The following is an 18,728-nucleotide window of genomic DNA, read 5'->3' as shown; positions in this document are numbered from 1 at the left end:
GAGAAAGGGTTCGTCATGACCCATAAAATCGCCATTCTGGGCGCTTCTGGTTACACCGGCGCCGAACTTATCCGGCTCATCTCCACCCATGGCGGGATGGAAATCGCCGCGCTTGGGGCCTTTTCCAAGGCCGGTCAGAGCCTTGCTCAGGTATTCCCGCATCTGCGCCACCTGGACCTGCCCGACATGGTTTCGTTTGACCAGATTGATTTCAGCGAGATCGATTTGTGTTTCTGCGCACTGCCGCACAAGACCTCGCAAGAGGTGATTTCTGGCCTGCCGAATGATTTGAAGATCGTCGATTTGAGCGCCGATTTTCGGCTGCGTGATCCGGACGCCTATGAAAAATGGTACGGCAACCCGCATTCGGCAGTCGAGATGCAGAAAGAAGCGGTTTATGGGCTGACAGAGTTCTATCGCGACGGCATCAGGGATGCACGGCTGGTGGCTGGAACGGGCTGCAACGCAGCCACTGGGCAATATGTTCTGCGGCCGCTGATTTCCGCTGGTGTTATAGGGCTTGATGACATCATTCTCGATTTGAAATGCGGCGTGTCGGGGGCCGGGCGGTCGCTAAAAGAAAACCTGCTGCATGCCGAGCTTTCGGAGGGGTACAACGCCTATGCCGTTGGCGGCACGCACCGGCATCTTGGCGAGTTCGACCAGGAATTCAGCCTTTTGGCAGGCCGTGACGTCAAAGTGCAGTTCACCCCGCACCTGATCCCGGCCAACCGGGGTATTCTGGCGACCACCTATGTCAACGGCGAGGCCGACGCTGTGCATGCGGCGCTGAGCGCGGCCTATGTGAATGAGCCATTCATCATGGTGCTGCCCTTTGGCGAGGTCCCCAGCACGCACCATGTGCGGGGATCGAATTTTTGCCACATCGGGGTGACTGGTGATCGGATTGCGGGCCGGGCCATTGTTGTGGGTGCATTGGATAATCTGACAAAAGGTAGCAGTGGGCAGGCCTTGCAGAATGCCAATCTGATGTTAGGTCATGAAGAGACGCGCGGTCTGATGCTTGCGCCGTGCTTCCCATAAGAGGCCAGAAGGAGGTCGTTTATGAAGGGTTTGAAGAAGAAACGCCGGGTTCAGGTGATCGTTTTGGCCGCCGTGGCTCTGGCGATTTCCACTGGTCTGATCGGCTATGCCATGCGCGACGGGATCAACTTTTTCCGCTCGCCCACGCAGGTGGCCGAGGAACCGCCGGCGGCGACCGAGACCTTCCGCCTTGGCGGACTGGTAGAAGAGGGGACGCTTGTGCGCGGCCAGGGTGAGACCGTGACCTTCAACGTCACCGATGGCGGTGGCAGTATCAAGGTGGCTTATACCGGAGTTCTGCCGGACCTGTTCGCCGAGAACCAGGGCATGATCGGCACCGGGAAATACGTGGATGGTGTATTCCAAGCTACTGAAATCCTTGCCAAACACGATGAGAGCTACATGCCGCGTGAAGTTGTGGATGCCCTAAAAGAACAGGGTGTCTACCAAGAGCCGGGCGATAGCTAAATTCGTGGTTAACCAATTCGTCGCACGCTTTTCCCGCAACTTCGGGAAGGGCCTTTGGTATGAAATCTGTTCAAGACATTGCTGAAGAGATCGTCGCCCGCGAGGGCGGCTATGTGAATGATCCGGACGATCCCGGCGGGGCGACAAACTACGGCGTGACCATTCATACGATGCAGCGCCTAGGTTTGGATCTGGACCGCGACGGCGATATCGATGCGCGTGATGTGCAAGCACTGAGCCGAGGGCAGGCCGTCGAGGTTTTCATCCAGCACTACTTTCAGCAACTACGTGTCAACGCGTTGCCCAAGGTGCTGCAGGCCAGCGTTTTCGACATGTATGTCAACGCCGGCGCCAACGCGGTCAAGATCCTGCAGCGGCTGCTCAGGCAGATGGGCCACGAGATCAGCATAGACGGTGTGATCGGCCCGATCACTGTGCAGGCGGCCAAGGCAGCGGCGCGCGAGGCGCCGAATCACTTCGCCGACGCTTATGGAATCGCCCGGCGGAACTATTACTTCCGGCTGGCGGATCGACGGGCCAAGTCCCGCAAATTCGCCCGCACCCGCAAAGGCGGTAAGGGCGGGTGGATAAGGCGGGCCGAGGAGTTCATTTCGCCTGAGTATCACCTGAGTGATCAGGAATTTCGCGAAAGAGTGGCGCGATGGGGCTGATTGAACGTGCGTTTACATTGGTCTTCGGCAATGGCCGCAACGTGGTGAAGGAAACGGCCGAAGTGTTTCAAGAAAATGCCGAAGCTGCCTCGGCTCGGGAGGTAAAGCTACAGGGTGCTGCGCTGGCCCAATTCGGTGACGAATTCAACCAACCTGTACGGGGGCTGTTTGACCGGGTGATGGATGCCATCAACCGCCTGCCGCGGCCGGCCCTGGCGCTTGGTACGCTGGGGCTGTTCGTGTCGGCCATGGTTGACCCGGTTTGGTTTGCCGCGCGAATGCAGGGGGTTGCATTGGTGCCCGAACCGCTGTGGTGGTTGTTGGGCGCGATTGTCAGCTTCTATTTCGGCGCGCGACATCAGGCTAAGGGGCAGGAGTTCCAGCGCCATGTTACCCGCACCCTGGCAATGACTCCGCGGGTGGTGGGGAACTTGCAGACGTTGGACTCCCTGGAACGCGGTGCCCAGCGACCGGCCATGGCCGGTACCGGCGCAGATGCGGTTTTGACATTGGATAGTCTGGAGACTGCCAACAACCCGGCGCTGGCGGATTGGGCACGTGACGCTGATCAGGGGCGATAACCCGCGACAAAGTGAACAGGCCGGACATAAGATTGGGATTGGACCTTGCCGCGTGCCCGCCTATAACGGGCTTATGATAGCAGAACTCGGACATTTCGCCCTTATCTTGGCCCTCATGATCGCTTGCATTCAGGCGGTGGTCCCCCTCATCGGCGCACACAAGCGCTGGCCCGGCTGGATGGCTGTGGCGGAACCAGCGGCTAATACGCAATTTCTGTTGGTGGCGCTTGCCTTTGGCGCCTTGATGTACGCATTCATCACTTCGGATTTCTCGCTGCAACTGGTGGTGACCAACAGCCACTCGGCCAAGCCGATGCTTTACAAGGTCACCGGTGTTTGGGGAAACCACGAGGGCTCAATGCTGCTGTGGGTGCTCATAGTCACTTTGTTTGGAGCCATGGCGCAATGGTTTGGCGGCAACCTGCCACCTACGTTGCGCGCGCGAATCCTGGCGGTTCAGGGGATGATCGGCGTCGCCTTCCTGGCCTTTGTCCTGTTCACTTCGAACCCGTTCCTGCGCACCGAAGTGGCACCGTTCGACGGGCGCGGTCTGAATCCGCTGTTGCAGGATCCGGGCCTCGCCTTCCACCCGCCGTTTCTTTACCTCGGTTATGTGGGCCTTTCGATGGCGTTTTCCTTTGCTGTCGCTGCCCTGATCGAAGGTCGGGTCGATGCGGCCTGGGGCCGTTGGGTCCGTCCGTGGACGCTGGCGGCGTGGATTTTCCTGACCATCGGTATCGGTCTGGGGTCGTGGTGGGCCTATTACGAGCTGGGCTGGGGTGGATTCTGGTTCTGGGACCCGGTGGAAAACGCCTCCTTCATGCCCTGGCTGGTGGCGGTGGCGCTTCTTCACTCCGCTATTGTTGTTGAAAAACGCGAATCCCTGAAGAGCTGGACGGTTCTGCTGGCGATCATCGCCTTCGGTTTCTCGCTGATCGGAGCGTTCATCACCCGTTCGGGTATCATAACCTCGGTGCATGCCTTTGCGACCGACCCTGAGCGCGGCGTCTTCCTTCTGTTGATCTTGTGCGTCTTTGTCGGTGGGGCGCTGACACTGTTCGCAGCGCGCGCATCAGTGATGGAGGCGAAGGGTGTGTTCGGCATGGTCAGCCGGGAATCGGCTCTGGTCGTCAACAACATCCTTCTTGGTGTCGCTGCCTTTGTCGTCTTTGTTGGCACGATCTGGCCGCTGGTGAGTGAGATGTTCTTTGACCGCAAACTGTCGGTGGGCGAGCCGTTCTTCAATCAGGCTTTCACCCCTTTCATGGTGGCACTGGGGCTTGTTCTCCCCATCGGCGCCATGTTGCCTTGGAAACGGGCGCGACTGGGCCGCGTGATCCGAAAACTGATCCCCGCTATGATCCTGGCGGTGGCTGTTGGTGCTCTTCTTTGGGCGATTCAGACCGAGAAATCCGGGCTAGGGCCGATTGGCCTGATGCTGGGAACTTGGCTGGTGGCGGGGTCTCTGGTCGACCTGTGGGCGCGCAGTGCGGGCGGCAAACGCCTGTTCCGTCTGCCGCGGGCCGATTGGGGCAAGACGGTGGCCCATTCCGGGCTGGGCGTGACCATGGTCGGGGTTGCAGGATTGCTGGCCTGGGAGGCCGAAGATATCCGCGTGGTCCAGGAAGGCGAAAGCTATGATCTGGCAGGGTACACCATCACCCTTGATGGGGTCGAGCGTTTGCCGGGGGCGAACTATATCTCGACCTTGGCGATCGTGACCCTGTCTAAGGATGGTCGCGAAATCTCGACCCTGACCCCCGAGAAACGGGTCTATCCGGTCAGTGGACAGCCCACGACCGAGGCCGCCATTGACAACGGCTTCCTGCGGGATGTCTACGTTGTGATCGGCGATCCGCAAGCCGGCGGCGGCTGGGCGATGCGGGCCTATTACAAACCGCTGGCGAACTGGATCTGGGGTGGATCGATTCTGATGGCACTTGGCGGGGCGCTGTCCTTGAGCGACCGGCGCTACCGTGTTGCCGCGGGTGCGCGCAAGACCAGAGCCGTGGGAGTGCCGGCAGAATGAAACGTCTGATCCTGATCTTGATGGTGCTGGCCAGCCCGGTCTGGGCTGTGGAACCGGACGAGATGCTGGACGACCCGGCGCTTGAAGCGCGGGCACGCGAGATTTCCAAGGGGCTGCGCTGCCTTGTCTGCCGCAACGAGAACATCGACGATTCCAATGCCGACCTGGCACGTGATCTGCGGATCGAGGTACGCGAACGCTTGCTGGCCGGGGACAGCAATGAAGAGACCATGAGTTTCCTGGTTGATCGTTACGGCGAATATGTGCTGCTGAAGCCCACGGCGTCTGGGTCGAACAAGGTGCTGTATCTGGCAGGGCCGGTTATGATGGTAATCGCGGCGCTTGGCGGGGTGCTCTACCTGCGTCGCCGCTCCCGGATTCCGGCCCGGGGGGAAGAAGCTCTGAGCGTGGACGAAGCCAAGCGACTTGACGAAATCATGAAAGGGTGACGTCGGGTTTCCCTTCTGCCGGGGTGGGGTTTTCGGGCAGGATCATGGACATTCGCAACAGGAGACCACGGCCATGGTGTACCAAGCCATCACCTATGACGTAACTGACAATATCTGCGTCATCACGCTGAACCGTCCGGATAAGATGAACGCGTTGACTGCGCAGATGCGGGCCGAGATCACGGATGCCATGGGCCATGCGGAAACCGACGGCGCGCGGGTGATCGTGCTGACCGGGGCCGGAAACGCCTTCTGCTCGGGCCAGGATCTGGGGGATGCCAGCGTTGGTGGGCTCGATCTGGAGCGGGGGCTGAGAGATGAATACAATCCGATGCTGCGGGCTATTTCGGACCATTCCTTGCCGGTGATTTCGGCAGTTAACGGTGCTGCAGCCGGCGCAGGGGCCAATCTTGCGTTGGCGGCCGATGTGGTGATTGCCGCTGAGAGCGCCTATTTCCTGCAGGCCTTTACCCGGATCGGCTTGATCCCTGATGCTGGCGGCACCTATTGGCTGCCTCGCAACATGGGCGGGGCCAAGGCCATGGGGGCCGCGCTTTTTGCCGACAAGATCACCGCGCGCCAGGCCGACGACTGGGGCATGATTTGGGAATGTGTTTCAGATGAAGAGTTTGAGGCGCGCTGGCGGTCCCGGGCCGAGCATCTGGCCAAGGGGCCGACGCGGGCGTTCCAGCTGACCAAGAGGGCCATTCGCGAGGCATGGGACAATTCGCTGGACGGGCAATTGGCCAATGAGGCGAAATTGCAGGGCAAGGCGGGGCGGAGCCGCGATTTCATGGAAGGGGTTGTGGCGTTTTTGGAAAAACGTCCGGCCCATTTCGAAGGACGCTAGAGCTGCCCAAACCAACACCTACGAAATGAAAACGCCCCGGCTTTGGCCGGGGCGTTTTATCAATTAGCGGTCTTCCACGTCGACATAGTCGCGGGCGGTTTCACCGAAGTATAGCTGTCTCGGACGGCCAATCTTGTGGGCCGGGTCCGACAGCTGTTCCTTCCACTGGGAAATCCAGCCTACGGTGCGTGACAGCGCAAAGATCGGTGTAAACATCGAGGTCGGAAAGCCCATCGCCTCGAGAATGATGCCGGAATAGAAGTCCACGTTCGGGAACAGCTTTTTGTCGGCGAAATACGGATCTTCCAGTGCTTGTTGTTCCAGCGCCTTGGCGACCTGAAGGATGGGATTGTTCTCGACGCCCAGAAGGTCAAGCACCTCGTCAGCGGACTGTTTCATCACCGTCGCGCGCGGATCGAAGTTCTTGTAAACCCGGTGGCCAAAGCCCATCAGGCGGAACGGGTCGTTCTTGTCCTTGGCGCGGGCAATGTATTCGGGGATTCGGTCGACGCTGCCGATTTCCTTGAGCATCTCAAGGCAGGCCTGGTTGGCGCCACCATGGGCCGGGCCCCAGAGACAGGCGATGCCGGCGGCGATACAGGCGAACGGGTTGGCCCCGGACGACGATGCCAGACGCACGGTTGAGGTCGAAGCGTTCTGTTCGTGATCCGCATGAAGGGTGAAGATACGGTCCATAGCACGGGCCAGGATCGGGTCGACCACATAGTCCTCAGACGGAACCGAGAAGCACATGTAGAGGAAGTTGGCCGCGTAATCGAGATCGTTGCGCGGGTAGACGAACGGTTGCCCGATCGAATACTTGTAGGCCATCGCGGCAATGGTCGGCATCTTCGCGATCATTCGGTGCGATGCGATTTCACGCTGCCGCGGGTCAGAAATATCGGTCGAGTCGTGATAGAAGGCTGACATCGCACCAATCACGCCCACCATGGTGGCCATCGGGTGGGCATCCCGGCGGAAGCCACGGAAGAAGTTATGCATCTGCTCGTGGATCATGGTGTGACGGGTGATGGTGTTTTCGAAATCTTCCAGTTCTGCTGCGGTGGGTAGTTCACCGTAAAGCAGCAGATAACACACTTCGAGGTAATGCGATTTTCCAGCCAGTTGGTCGATCGGGTAGCCGCGGTGCAGGAGTTCGCCCTTGGCGCCATCGATGAAGGTGATGGTGCTGTCGCAGGACGCGGTCGAAGTGAAGCCGGGATCATAGGTGAACACGCCGGCCTCACCATAGAGCCTGCGAATATCGATCACGTCTGGACCGGCGGTTGGCGAATGCATCGGCAACTCGTAGGTTTGACCATCAATAGTCAATGTGGCTGTTTTCGAGCTGTCCGTCATCGCGTTTCCTCCATCAATTCCTGTATGGCCCGCATGCGTGGGCGCGGGGTATTTCCTATTCAAACAGGCTGAACAGAAGGTAAATTTCTTACCCTGTCGCGGCGTCCGAGAGGCGTGCGATTGTCTCGTCGCGGCCCAGCACCAACATCATGTCAAACACGCTTGGGGTTGCGGCGCGGCCCGCTAGGGCGGCCCGCAAGGGCCCGGCAAGCTTACCGAATTTGGTGCCTCGGTTTTCGGCGAACTGGTTCAAGACCCGTTCTAGATCGTCTCGGGACCAGCTAACATTTTGCAGATGCGGCGTCAATTCATTCAGTATACCACGGGATGCAACGTCAAGGTTTTTAGCTGCCTTCTCGTCCGGTTGGATTGGTCGGTCACTGGTAATAAATGATGCTTTATCAATCAGTTCCGGGAAGGTCTTGGCGCGCTCTTTAAGCACGCTCATGGCGCTTTCGAATAGTGATACTTTTGTGTCACTCAGCGCGGGTTTCCCGGTGGCAGCCAGAAATGCCATCAGCTCATGCAGCAGTGCAGCATTTTCGGTGGCTGCAATATGCTGGCCACATATGTTTTCAAGCTTCTTGAAATCGAACCGTGCCGGCGATTTGCCGATTCCGCTTAGGTCGAACCACGCTTTCGCCTGCGCGTCGGAAAAGAACTCGTCATCGCCATGGCTCCAGCCCAGCCGCGCGAGATAGTTGCGCATGCCTGCTGCCGGGTAACCCATAGCCTGGTATTCCTCGACGCCAAGCGCGCCGTGGCGCTTGGAAAGCTTCTTGCCGTCGGGCCCATGAATTAGCGGGATATGCGCCCAGACCGGAACGTTCCAGCCCATTGCCTGGTAAACCAATTGTTGGCGGGCGGCGTTGTTGAGGTGGTCGTCTCCCCGGATCACATGGGTCACGCCCATGTCATGGTCATCCACCACCACGGCCAGCATGTAGACCGGGGTGCCGTCGCTGCGCAGCAAAATCATGTCATCAAGCTGGTCGTTGCGGATGGTCACGTCGCCCTGGACCTGATCACGGATCACCGTTTGCCCCTCGCGTGGGGCCTTGAGCCGGATGGCAAAGGGGGCATCTGGTTGGGTGCTGGGATCGGCATCACGCCAGGGGCTCTGGAACAGGGTCGAGCGCTTCTCGGTCCTGGCTTCCTCGCGGAAAGCCTGGATTTCCTCTTGCGTGGAGAAACACTTGTAGGCGTTGCCATCGGCGAGCATCTGGTTGGCGACCTCGGCGTGGCGCGCAGCCTGTTCGAACTGGCTTATCACTTCACCATCATGGTCAAGGCCAAGCCATTCCATACCTTTGATGATCGCTTCGGTCGCCTCGGGGGTCGAGCGAGAACGGTCGGTGTCTTCGATGCGTAACAGGAATTTACCGCCGCGGCCGCGGGCATACAGCCAGTTGAACAGCGCGGTGCGGGCACCGCCAATGTGGAGATAACCGGTTGGTGAGGGCGCAAAACGGGTGACGATCGGCTGGGACATCAGGCGTTAATCTTTCGGTAACCATGGTCGGGATAGGTTTTGAGCTTGTCTATCTTTCCGACGGGGGAAGAACAAGGGATGCGCCGTCTAGCCGGTCTCGAAATGGTGTTGCTGCGGCAGCGAGGCCATTTGTTTGCCTGGGTGCCGGTCTTCTTGGCGTTTGGGATCGGCCTGTATTTCGGACTCGGTTTTGAGCCCGGGCTTGGATGGCTGCCCTGGTTGACGATAGCTATTCTTCTACAAGTCGTGGCGACGTTGCGTTGGAGATCGGGCTGGGTCCCATTAGTGTGGGCGATCTGTATCGGCGCGGTCGGGTTCGGCCTGGCCATGACGCGGGCACACGTGGTGCAGCACCCTGTGTTGGGTTGGCGTTACTACGGCCCGGTCGAGGGGCGGGTCATCGGGATTGATCGGTCCGGCAGCGGTGCAATGCGTGTACTTTTGGATCAGGTGATCCTGTCGAAGGTGGCCCCAGACAGGACACCGGAGCGGGTGCGTGTTTCTCTGCACGGGGAAGGCGGAGTCGCGCTAGAACCCGGTGCGCGGGTGATAGTAACGGCGAACCTTTCGCCCCCGTCGGGGCCGGTCGAGCCCAGCGGATTCGACTTCCAGCGTCACGCATGGTTTCAGAAACTGGGAGCGGTGGGGTATTCGCGCACACCGTTGCTGATCCTGGTCGCACCCGAGACTTCTGGAGGTTGGGCGCAGTGGCTACTGCGAGCGCGGTTGGGATTGTCGGCGCGGGTGCAAGCGGTGCTGCCCGGCGATACCGGGGCCTTTGCCGCTGCGATCATGTCTGGAGATAGAACCGGGATCGGGCAGGAGACCTTGCAGAACCTGCGCACTACCAACCTTGCGCATTTGCTCGCTATTTCCGGGTTACATATGGGGTTGTTGACCGGGTTCGTCTTTGCTGTATTTCGCCTGGGATTAAACCTCTGGCCTGGGTTGGGGCTGCGGGTGCCGGTGAAGAAACTGGCGGCCTTGATGGCGTTGGTAGTGGCTGCTGGATACCTGGCCTTGTCGGGGGGCAATATCGCCACCGAACGCGCCTTTGTCATGGTTGGTGTGGCCCTCTTGGCGGTGGTTGCGGATCGCCGCGTCATATCCTTGTGGGCTGTGGCGCTGGCGGCAGTGATCGTGCTGGTGCTTTGGCCCGAGGCGCTGCTTGGGCCAGGGTTTCAGATGTCTTTTGCCGCCACCACGGCCCTGGTGGCCGTTTTCCGATATTTGCGCGAGGCGGAAATCGGACTTGGGCCAGGTTGGATGAGACCGATTGCGGCTACAGCAATTTCTTCAGCAGTTGCGGGGCTGGCCACGGCGCCGATTGCGGCGGCGCATTTTAATCAGATTTCTCATTTCGGGCTGATTGCCAATCTGTTGTCGGTGCCTTTTATGGGGGTGTTGGTGATCCCGGCGGCGCTTTTGGCTGCTATCCTGTTGCCTTTCGGGCTCGAGGCACCGGCGTTAAAATGCGTCGGGCTTGGCGTTGACTGGATACTTGGGGTGGCCGCCTTTGTTGCGGAACTGGAAGGCACGCGCGGTGCGGTGCCAAGCCCGAGTTGGACGGTTCTTCCGCTATTTGCAATCGGGGCCCTGATAGTGGTGATCTGGCATGGGCGGCTGCGGTTTGTCGGCTGTGCCCCGATTATACTTGCCATGGCACTGTGGGTACTGACGCCGCGTCCCGCGGTCCTGGTCGCCGGTAGCGGTGGCTTAGTTGGAATCCTGACTGAGAAAGGCCGAGCCCTGAGCAAACCGCGCGGCGCAGGGTTTGTCGCCAGGAATTGGCTTGAGAATGATGGTGATCCGGTCGATCAGGAACTGGCAGCGGCGCGCTGGTCGATGGTGGGCGACAGCTGGAAAATTCGCCACGTGACCGAGAATTCAGCTTTGCAAGGGTTGGTGTGCACCGCCGGAGAGGTCGTGGTGAGCAATAAGCGCATCGACGGCCCGTTGCCTTGCGAGGTGTATGACGCACGCAGATTGCGCCGCTCGGGTGCGCTGGCGATTTATCCGGACACAGGAAAAGGCCCAAGAATCGTCACCGCCCGGGAGGTTAGTGGCGAGCGGTTGTGGAATCAGCAGCGCAGACGCGCGCGGTAGTGGCTAGTAGGTGCGGATCAGGCCAACCAGCTTGCCCTGCACCTTGACCTTGTCATCGGGCAGGATGCGGGTTTCATAGGCCGGGTTTGCGGCTTCGAGCGCGATGGCATTGCCACCCTTGCGGAAAAAGCGTTTCAGCGTGGCCTCGTGATCCTCGACGAGGGCGACGACGATGTCGCCATTGTCGGCGGTGTTGGTCTCGCGAATGATCACAACGTCGCCGCTGTTGATCCCCGCCTCGATCATCGAATCGCCCTTGACCTCGAGCGCGTAATGCTCGCCGCTGCCTGACAGCATGGATTGCGGTACGGTCACGTTGTTTTCCACATGGCTGATCGCCTCGATCGGGACACCGGCGGCGATCTTGCCCATCAGTGGCAATTCGGCCGCGGCGCTTTCCACGGTCATCGCGCCAGGTGGGGGCGGCGCATCGGGGCGGTCGCCGTCGATCACTCGGGGTTGGAACCCGGTGGGTTCCCCACCCAACGACTCGGGCAGTTTGACAATCTCGATGGCGCGTGCGCGATGCGCCAGTCGGCGGATGAAGCCGCGTTCCTCAAGCGCCGTGATCAGACGGTGAATGCCGGATTTAGACCGAAGGTCCAGCGCCTCTTTCATCTCGTCAAACGATGGCGGTACGCCGTCACGCTGAAGCCGTTTTTGAATAAATGCCAATAGATCGAGCTGTTTGCGGGTTAGCATGTCCCTGCCTCCGTTTTTCGGCCCATTTCGGGCGTGTATTGGCGTTTGTTCTACGCATGTTCCCGGTTTGTGTCAATAATTTTGAGAACAAACCGGGGGTAGGGCCGATACAGACAAGAAACGGAACGGAATCAGAACGGGATATAGGCGATGTCGCTGCCTTCGGGCATTTCCTCGGCATGAGGCGGAGAAATCGCGAGCGCGTTGGCGCGCGAGAGCACCGACAGAAGCGAGCTGTCCTGACGGTTGAAGACGGTGATCGCGTTGCCGTCGACCAAGGCGCGTTGGTAATGCTGGCGTGGGCCATTGGGTCCCATGGCGCGGGTCAGGCGCGCAGTTCGGGCCGGGGTGGGCGCGGTGCCAAGCCCCAGAAAGGCGCGGATCATTGGAGCCAAAAAGATATGGCCGCACACCATGGCCGAAACCGGGTTGCCGGGCAGACCTACCATCACCGCATCGCCCATCCGCCCGGCCATCAGCGGTTTGCCGGGCCGCATGGCGATCTTGTAGAAGGCGCGTTCCATGCCCATCGCTTCGGCCACGTCGCCAACGAGGTCATGATCACCCACCGAGGCCCCACCGATGGTGACGATCAGGTCGGCGCCCTCAGCCAGCTTAAACGTGGTTTCAAGGCTGTCACGGTTGTCGCGGGCAATTGGCAGCAGGCGCGGTTCGGCGCCAAGCTTGGAGAGCAGGGCATGCAGGCCAAAGGTGTTCGAGGCGATGATCTGATCAGGTCCGGGGGTTTCCCCGGGCATGACCAACTCGTCCCCGGTCGAGATCAGCGCCACCACAGGGCGGCGAGTGACTGGCACTTCGGCAAAGTTCATGGCGGCAAGAAGGGCGACATCTTCGGGCGACAAAAGGCAGGGGGCGTCGACCGCATCGCCGACGCGGAAATCATTGCCAAGAGCACGGATATTGTGTCCGTCTTGCGGGGCGGTGATGGTGATCAGGTCGCCGCGCCGCTCGACGTCTTCTTGGATAACCACGTGGGTGGCACCCTCGGGCACGGGCGCGCCGGTGAAGATTCTCACGGTGGTGCCGGGTTTTACCGTGCCGTCAAAGCCATGACCGGCGGCGCTTTCGCCAATCACCTTGAATTGCGCATGCAGATCAGCCTCGTCGCCTATAATGGCATAGCCGTCCATCGCGCTGGCCGAAAAGGGCGGCTGATTGCGGCCCGCCCGGACCGGCTGGGCCAGCACCCGGCCCGCAGCCTCGATCAGCGGGACGGTTTCGACCTCGAGCGGCGAAGTCAGCGAGAAGAGATGGCCGAGGGCCTCATCAACGGATATCATGATGCCTCGTAACGCCCTGATTTGCCGCCATCTTTCAGGGCAACGCGGATGTCGGAAACGACCATTGCCTTGTCCACAGCCTTGACCATGTCATAGACGGTCAACCCGGCGACCGACACGGCAGTGAGCGCCTCCATCTCGACACCGGTCTGGCCGGTCGTCTTGACCGTGGCCTCGATCTGCACACCGGGTAGATCGGGATCAAGCGTCAGTTCGACCGCCACCTTTGTGATTGCCAGCGGATGGCAAAGCGGGATCAGGTCCGGGGTTTTCTTGGCGCCCATGATACCCGCCAGACGCGCCACTGAAAGGACGTCTCCCTTCTTGGCGCGGCCTTCCGAGATCAATGCAAAGGTCTCTTGCGCCATGGAGACCTGACCACGGGCCACAGCAACCCGTGCGGTGGTAGCTTTGTCCGAGACGTCGACCATATGGGCATCACCCTTGGCGTCGAAGTGGCTGAGTTCATTTGCTTTCTCGACCATGTCACATACCTCCGGGGCTGAGTGGGCGGGCCAGCAGAGCCTTGGTAGCGGCGGCGACATCGTCCTGCCGCATCAGGCTTTCCCCGATCAGGAAAGTGCGCGCGCCATAGCGGGCCATATCGGCAAGGTCGTCCGGGCTGAACAGACCGCTTTCGCAGACGATCATCCGGTCGGCAGGGACCAGTTTGCTAAGACGACGCGTGGTATCCAGCGTGGTTTCGAAAGTCTTGAGGTTACGGTTGTTGATCCCCACCAGCCGCGATTTCAGCGCGCTGGCGCGTTCCAGTTCGGCCTCGTCGTGGACCTCGATCAGTACGTCCATGCCCCATGTAAAGGCTGCCTCTTCAAGCTCGATCGCCTGGGCGTCGCTAACACTGGCCATGATGATCAGGACACAGTCGGCCCCTAGGGCACGCGCCTCAGCCACCTGGTAGGTGTCATACATGAAATCCTTGCGCAGGGCGGGTAGCGAGCAGGCCGCACGGGCTTGGACAAGGAAGTCCTTTGCACCCTGGAAAGAGGGCGTATCGGTCAACACCGACAAGCAAGTGGCACCGCCTGCCTCGTAGGCCCGGGCCAGGGCGGGCGGATCGAAATCGGGACGGATCAAGCCTTTAGAGGGGCTGGCCTTCTTTATTTCGGCGATCAGCCCGTAGCCTTCGCGCGACGCATCGAAAAGCGCATCGGCAAAGGGGCGCACGGGGCTTGCGGCCTTGGCCTCGGCCTCGACCGCTTCGAGCGGTTTGGCGAGTTTGTCAGTGGCCACTTCTTCAAGCTTGTAGGCCTTGATCTTGTCGAGAACGGTTTCGGTCATGGGGCCTCCGGCTTTGGATCGCCCCAGTTTATGGCCTTGTCGCCGCGCCGCTGCAACCACGCATTCACCTGTGAAAACGGGCGTGAGCCAAAGAAACCACGATGGGCTGAGAGGGGGGATGGGTGCGGGGATTCGATCCGTAGGTGATCAGGGTTTTTCATACGCTTTCCGAGGGCTTGCGCGGGCTTGCCCCAGAGCAGAAGTGCCCGGGGTTGAGCATCCAACCGGCCAAGCACCTGATGTACCAGTGTCGACCAGCCGACCGACTTGTGGCCATTGGCACGACCTTCGGGCACGGTGAGGACGGTGTTGAGCAACAATACGCCCTGATCGGCCCAATCCCTCAGTTCGCTGGATGTTCTTGTTACATTAAGGTCGCTACGCAACTCCTTGAAAATGCTCCCTAAGCTTGCAAGATTTCCGCCAAATTCCGAGGGGATTGAAAAGGCCAACCCGTCGGCCTTGCCGGGTGTATGATAGGGGTCCTGGCCCAAGATCAACACCTTGACCGCGTCAGGTGGCGTGTGTTCCAGCGCGGCAAAAACCCGATCTGCGGGCGGGTAGATCGGATCGTCTTCCCGCGCCAGTGTTGCCTCAATGGCAGGCAGATCATCGGCAAAGAAGGACAAATCGGCCCAATCGCCCAGACGGCTGACGTCGAATTGCATCAGACGCTTTGCGTCGCTTGGGCCAGGCACTCGACCTTGGCCTTGGCCGCGCCGGAATCAATGCTTTCGCGGGCTATGGCAACTCCGTCACGTAGATCATCGACTTTACCCGCCACGTTCAGCGCGGCCGCAGCATTCAATAGAACCGCGTCGCGATAGGCCGAGGGGGCGCCGTCCAGAAGAGCGCGGAACGCTTCAGCGTTTTCGGCAGGAGTACCGCCAAGGATGTCTTCGAACGGATGTACCGGCAGGCCGAAATCCTCGGGATGTAATTCAGCCTCGCGCACGCTGCCATCCTCCTCCAGCGCGGCCAGCCAGGTGGCGCCGGTTATGGTCATCTCGTCGGTGCCATCGGAGCCATGCACCAACCAGGCGCGCTCGGATCCCAACTGACCAAGGGTTTCCGCCATGGGACGGATCAGATCGCGGGAAAACGCACCGGTCAGTTGGCGCTTGACGCCCGCAGGGTTGGTCAGGGGGCCGAGGATGTTGAAAATTGTACGGGTGCCAAGCTCGGCCCTCGTGGGACCGACATGGGCCATGGCGGGGTGGTGCATGGGCGCCATCATGAAGGCAATACCGCAGCTTTCCATTGCTTTTTCAACGACTTTCGCGCCGATCATAACGTTGATTCCCATTTCGCCCAAGGCATCCGCCGCGCCGGATTTCGAGCTGAGATTGCGGTTTCCATGCTTGGCGATGGGCACGCCTGCTCCGGCGACGACAAAGGCTGTGGCAGTCGAGATATTGAGCGTGCCCTTACCGTCACCACCGGTGCCGACGATGTCCATCGCACCCGCAGGCGCGGTCACGGCGTGGCACTTCGAGCGCATTACGGCAGCGGCGGCGGCATATTCCTCGACCGTTTCACCGCGGGTTCTGAGCGCCATCAACAACCCACCGATCTGGCTTGGCGTGGCCTCGCCATTGAACAGAATGGTAAAGGCCTGGGTCGCCTCGTCACCACTCAGGGGGCGGTCGGCGGCGGCGCCGATCAGGGGTTTCAGGCGATCACTCATGCCGGCACCTTCATTTCGTTAAGGAAATTCTGCAGCATCGCGTGGCCGTGCTCGGACGCGATGGATTCGGGGTGGAACTGCACGCCATGAATCGGCAACTCGCGGTGTTGCAGGCCCATGATGGTGCCGTCGTCCAGCTCGGCGGTCACCTCAAGGCAACTGGGCAGGGATTCCCGGTCGACGACCAGCGAATGATAGCGCGTGGCTTGGAACGGGCTGGGTAACCCGTCAAAGACCCCTTTGCCGGTATGGCTAATCTGGCCCATCTTGCCATGGACGATCTCGTGACAGCGCACGACGTTACCGCCAAAAGATTGGCCGATGGTCTGATGTCCCAGGCAAACACCCATTAGCGGCGTTTTGGTTTCAGCCGCTGCGGCGGTCATGGCCAGACAAATTCCTGCCTGATCCGGGTCACAAGGCCCGGGAGAAAGCAGAATACCGGCGGGTTTCATAGCCATTGCATCCTGTACGGTCAGTGCATCATTGCGCCGAACCACCACTTCGGCACCTAGTTCCCCAAGATAATGCACGAGGTTGTAGGTGAAACTGTCGTAATTATCTATCAAGAGCAGCATCTTGCCGACTTTCGTAACTGAGGGGCTGGAGGCCGGGGCCCGGGTCGCGGTATACATGTTCAGGCTTGCCCGTCACCGTCAAGGGGGCGCACTGTCCCGAAGGACAGGAAAAGTGAGGAAAAAGCAGTGGCTAGGGGATTTCTGGGTGGAGCAGCCCTCGGGCTTGTCGTCGCGGTTGGCGGCGCTGTTGGCTTGTCGCTGATCGCTGGTGGCCCGGTGATACGGGGGTCAAAACCGGAAGCAACGGCGGTGGACGTGCCCGCCGGGTCTGAATTCAATGGCGCGCGGGACGATACACAGGCCAGCCTGCCGGCCAGTGAACCCGTCGCCGCCCCCGGGAGCGCCCCGCGTGTCACAGCGCCTGAACCTGACACGCTCGCCTCGCTGGAAGGTGCCGATACAAGGCCATCGGAGCAACCGCAGCCAGGCAGCGTGGGACAGGCACCAAGTGTACCAACCGGTGATGCAGGGGGTGCCCCGCAAGTGACCGCCGCAACCCGTGATGCTCCGGTGCAAACTGGCACGCAACATGCCGCGCCGAAGCCGCCAACAGCGGAGCCGGAACTGTCGATTTCAACCGAACCGTCGCAACCTCAGGCGCCTTTGGTCGAGACCCAAGACAGCGCGTTCGCGGCCCCTGCAGACCCGGAACCAGCCGTTTCCGATACGCCGGACCCCGTTGAGGTAAGCGAACCGACGCCCGAGCCGGACGCAGATACTGCGCCAGCACCGGCGGTGCAGGTCGATGCGCCTGCCGAACCGCAAGCGCCGCAGACGGGCCAGGAAGACAGCCCGACGACGCCCGTCGAGACGACGGCCCCGACAATCGATCCCACACCCGACACGACCGCAGTGGTGCCTGCTGATCCGGCACCTGCGAAAGCAGTGCAAGACAACCCGGTGATCGAGGTTGAGCCGGAACCTGCAACGCAAGATACTGAGGCCGACAAGGTTGACGTGGCCGGTTCCGATCCACAGGCGACGGGAGTGCCCGCGCCTGGGACCGTAGCGACGCCAGATGAACAGACGGTAAAGCCGACGCCCGCGCCGGCGTCGCAAGTGGCTGAGGCCGAACCTGACTCCGGGACCGCCGAACCGGATGTTCCATCGCAACCGGATGCAGAAGCCGAACCGGGCCCGCTTCCGGTGGCTAAGGACGAGCCGAAAGACGAACAGGTGGCGACAATCCGTATCGGCAAGCCAGCGACCAACCTGTTGGAGCGCAATACCGGGGTGCAGACCCGTCGCTTGCCGACACTGGGCGCGGGAATTGCGGATAACGGTGGTGCTACAGCCGCAGAATCGGGTGGAGAAAAAACCTCGGCCATGCCGCCAATCAAAAAATTTGCCGTTGATTTTCAAGGGCCTGCGGACCTTCCGAAAATGGCGATCGTGCTGATCGACGAAGGCGAAGGGCCGGTCGGGGTTGAGGCGTTGTCGACCTTTCCCTATCCGTTGAGTTTTGCCGTCGATGCCAGCCGAGTCGATGCTGCGGAGGTGATGGCACGCTATCGTTCGGCCGGGTTCGAGGTGCTGGCGATGGTTGCGCTGGAAAAGGGCTCAAAGCCCAGTGATGTCGAGGTGGCGATGCCTGTGCTTCTAAGCCGGGTGCCCGAGGCGGTGGGCGTTATGGAGGCACCCGGCGACGGCATTCAGTTCGACCGTAAGGTCAGCGATCAGGTGGCCCGTATCCTGTCCGATAGTGGCCATGGTTTGTTGTTGTTTCCCAAGGGCTTGAATACGGCGCAGAAGCTGGCGGCCAAGAACGGCGTGCCCTCGGCAGCGGTGTTCCGCGATGTTGACGGCAAGGGTCAGAAAACCAGTGCGATCCGGCGGTTCCTCAATTACGGGGCACTGAACGCGGCCAATGAAGGGGGCGTGGTGATGGTGGCGCGACTCAGACCAGACACGGTGACGGCGCTCTTGTTGTGGGGGTTGGAGGACCGGGCCCGGCAGATCACCCTGGCCCCGATAAGCCAGTTGCTGACGGTACAGCCCTGAGAACAGGTTAACGCGGCAGTTTCGGTGAAATAGCAGTGTATGGAATCCGTCTGCTATCCGTCGGGTATCTGTCCCGCGAACGGCGGCGCAAGATTCGATTCAGAAACAACT

The 18,728-nt window shown here is 60.6% G+C and carries 18 protein-coding genes; 9 read left to right on the top strand and 9 right to left on the bottom strand.

Translation table 11 applies throughout. The features are described 5' to 3' along the window. The first annotated feature begins 15 nt into the window (after positions 1–15). The 7 genes from argC to RXV86_RS20370 all read left to right on the top strand — a co-directional run bounded on the left by argC (position 16) and on the right by RXV86_RS20370 (position 6,092). Positions 16–1,044, top strand: coding sequence for an N-acetyl-gamma-glutamyl-phosphate reductase (gene argC / locus RXV86_RS20400; protein ID WP_316302379.1), 1,029 nt, complete (start codon positions 16–18; stop codon positions 1,042–1,044). A gap of 21 nt (positions 1,045–1,065) precedes the next feature. Next, a complete protein-coding gene (ccmE, locus tag RXV86_RS20395; RefSeq protein ID WP_316302378.1) occupies positions 1,066–1,512 on the top strand; it encodes a cytochrome c maturation protein CcmE in 447 nt (148 codons plus the stop codon). 59 nt (positions 1,513–1,571) lie between these two features. After that, on the top strand, positions 1,572–2,183 hold the full coding sequence (locus RXV86_RS20390) for a holin-associated N-acetylmuramidase (RefSeq protein WP_316302377.1): 612 nt from the start codon (positions 1,572–1,574) through the stop codon (positions 2,181–2,183). Then, a complete protein-coding gene (locus RXV86_RS20385; protein WP_316302376.1) occupies positions 2,174–2,764 on the top strand; it encodes a holin family protein in 591 nt (196 codons plus the stop codon). The genes RXV86_RS20390 and RXV86_RS20385 overlap by 10 nt, the downstream gene beginning before the upstream one ends. A gap of 73 nt (positions 2,765–2,837) precedes the next feature. Next, positions 2,838–4,793, top strand: coding sequence for a heme lyase CcmF/NrfE family subunit (locus tag RXV86_RS20380; protein WP_316302375.1), 1,956 nt, complete (start codon positions 2,838–2,840; stop codon positions 4,791–4,793). Then, the gene (locus tag RXV86_RS20375) at positions 4,790–5,242 is read left to right on the top strand and encodes a cytochrome c-type biogenesis protein (protein ID WP_316302374.1); all 453 of its coding nucleotides are present in this window, start codon (positions 4,790–4,792) and stop codon (positions 5,240–5,242) included. Before RXV86_RS20380 ends, RXV86_RS20375 begins: the two co-directional genes overlap by 4 nt. A 73-nt stretch (positions 5,243–5,315) precedes the next feature. Then, positions 5,316–6,092 (top strand): enoyl-CoA hydratase-related protein, encoded by a 777-nt coding sequence (locus RXV86_RS20370; RefSeq protein WP_316302373.1) that lies wholly within the window; start codon positions 5,316–5,318, stop codon positions 6,090–6,092. A 63-nt stretch (positions 6,093–6,155) separates the two neighbouring features. On the opposite strand, the gene gltA is transcribed toward RXV86_RS20370, so the two are convergent. Continuing rightward, the gene (gene gltA, locus RXV86_RS20365) at positions 6,156–7,451 is read right to left on the bottom strand and encodes a citrate synthase (RefSeq protein ID WP_316302372.1); all 1,296 of its coding nucleotides are present in this window, start codon (positions 7,449–7,451) and stop codon (positions 6,156–6,158) included. An 88-nt stretch (positions 7,452–7,539) separates the two neighbouring features. Continuing rightward, entirely contained in the window at positions 7,540–8,943 is a 1,404-nt protein-coding gene (gene gltX, locus RXV86_RS20360) for a glutamate--tRNA ligase (protein WP_316302371.1), read from the bottom strand. A 78-nt stretch (positions 8,944–9,021) separates the two neighbouring features. On the opposite strand from gltX, the gene RXV86_RS20355 reads away from it, so the two are divergent. Then, complete coding sequence (locus RXV86_RS20355) at positions 9,022–11,049, top strand: ComEC/Rec2 family competence protein (RefSeq protein WP_316302370.1); 2,028 nt, start codon at positions 9,022–9,024, stop codon at positions 11,047–11,049. A gap of 3 nt (positions 11,050–11,052) precedes the next feature. Here RXV86_RS20355 and lexA read toward each other — a convergent pair whose 3' ends face one another. The 7 genes from lexA to RXV86_RS20320 all read right to left on the bottom strand — a co-directional run bounded on the left by lexA (position 11,053) and on the right by RXV86_RS20320 (position 16,616). Beyond that, positions 11,053–11,751 (bottom strand): transcriptional repressor LexA, encoded by a 699-nt coding sequence (gene lexA / locus RXV86_RS20350; RefSeq protein WP_316302369.1) that lies wholly within the window; start codon positions 11,749–11,751, stop codon positions 11,053–11,055. Positions 11,752–11,882: 131 nt separating this feature from the next. Further along, on the bottom strand, positions 11,883–13,052 hold the full coding sequence (gene glp / locus RXV86_RS20345; protein WP_316302368.1) for a gephyrin-like molybdotransferase Glp: 1,170 nt from the start codon (positions 13,050–13,052) through the stop codon (positions 11,883–11,885). Beyond that, positions 13,049–13,537 (bottom strand): cyclic pyranopterin monophosphate synthase MoaC, encoded by a 489-nt coding sequence (moaC, locus tag RXV86_RS20340; protein ID WP_316302367.1) that lies wholly within the window; start codon positions 13,535–13,537, stop codon positions 13,049–13,051. The genes glp and moaC overlap by 4 nt, the downstream gene beginning before the upstream one ends. A gap of 1 nt (position 13,538) precedes the next feature. Further along, positions 13,539–14,351, bottom strand: coding sequence for an indole-3-glycerol phosphate synthase TrpC (gene trpC, locus RXV86_RS20335; protein WP_316302366.1), 813 nt, complete (start codon positions 14,349–14,351; stop codon positions 13,539–13,541). Beyond that, positions 14,348–15,019: a uracil-DNA glycosylase gene (locus RXV86_RS20330; protein ID WP_316302365.1), complete on the bottom strand. Its 672-nt coding sequence runs from the start codon at positions 15,017–15,019 to the stop codon at positions 14,348–14,350. The genes trpC and RXV86_RS20330 overlap by 4 nt, the downstream gene beginning before the upstream one ends. Further along, positions 15,019–16,038, bottom strand: a complete 1,020-nt coding sequence (trpD, locus tag RXV86_RS20325) for an anthranilate phosphoribosyltransferase (protein WP_316302364.1) — start codon at positions 16,036–16,038, stop codon at positions 15,019–15,021. The genes RXV86_RS20330 and trpD overlap by 1 nt, the downstream gene beginning before the upstream one ends. Continuing rightward, positions 16,035–16,616 (bottom strand): aminodeoxychorismate/anthranilate synthase component II, encoded by a 582-nt coding sequence (locus RXV86_RS20320; protein WP_316302468.1) that lies wholly within the window; start codon positions 16,614–16,616, stop codon positions 16,035–16,037. The genes trpD and RXV86_RS20320 overlap by 4 nt, the downstream gene beginning before the upstream one ends. Positions 16,617–16,742: 126 nt before the next feature. Between RXV86_RS20320 and RXV86_RS20315 the strand changes: the two genes are divergently transcribed. After that, positions 16,743–18,617, top strand: a complete 1,875-nt coding sequence (locus RXV86_RS20315; RefSeq protein ID WP_316302363.1) for a divergent polysaccharide deacetylase family protein — start codon at positions 16,743–16,745, stop codon at positions 18,615–18,617. Positions 18,618–18,728: the final 111 nt, after the last annotated feature.

The sequence above is a fragment of the Aliisedimentitalea sp. MJ-SS2 genome (assembly GCF_032586155.1).
In the GTDB taxonomy this organism is placed as follows: domain Bacteria; phylum Pseudomonadota; class Alphaproteobacteria; order Rhodobacterales; family Rhodobacteraceae; genus JAWHTC01.
The sequence above is the reverse complement of the archived record's forward strand: the minus strand, read 5'-3'. Positions and strand labels throughout refer to the sequence as shown.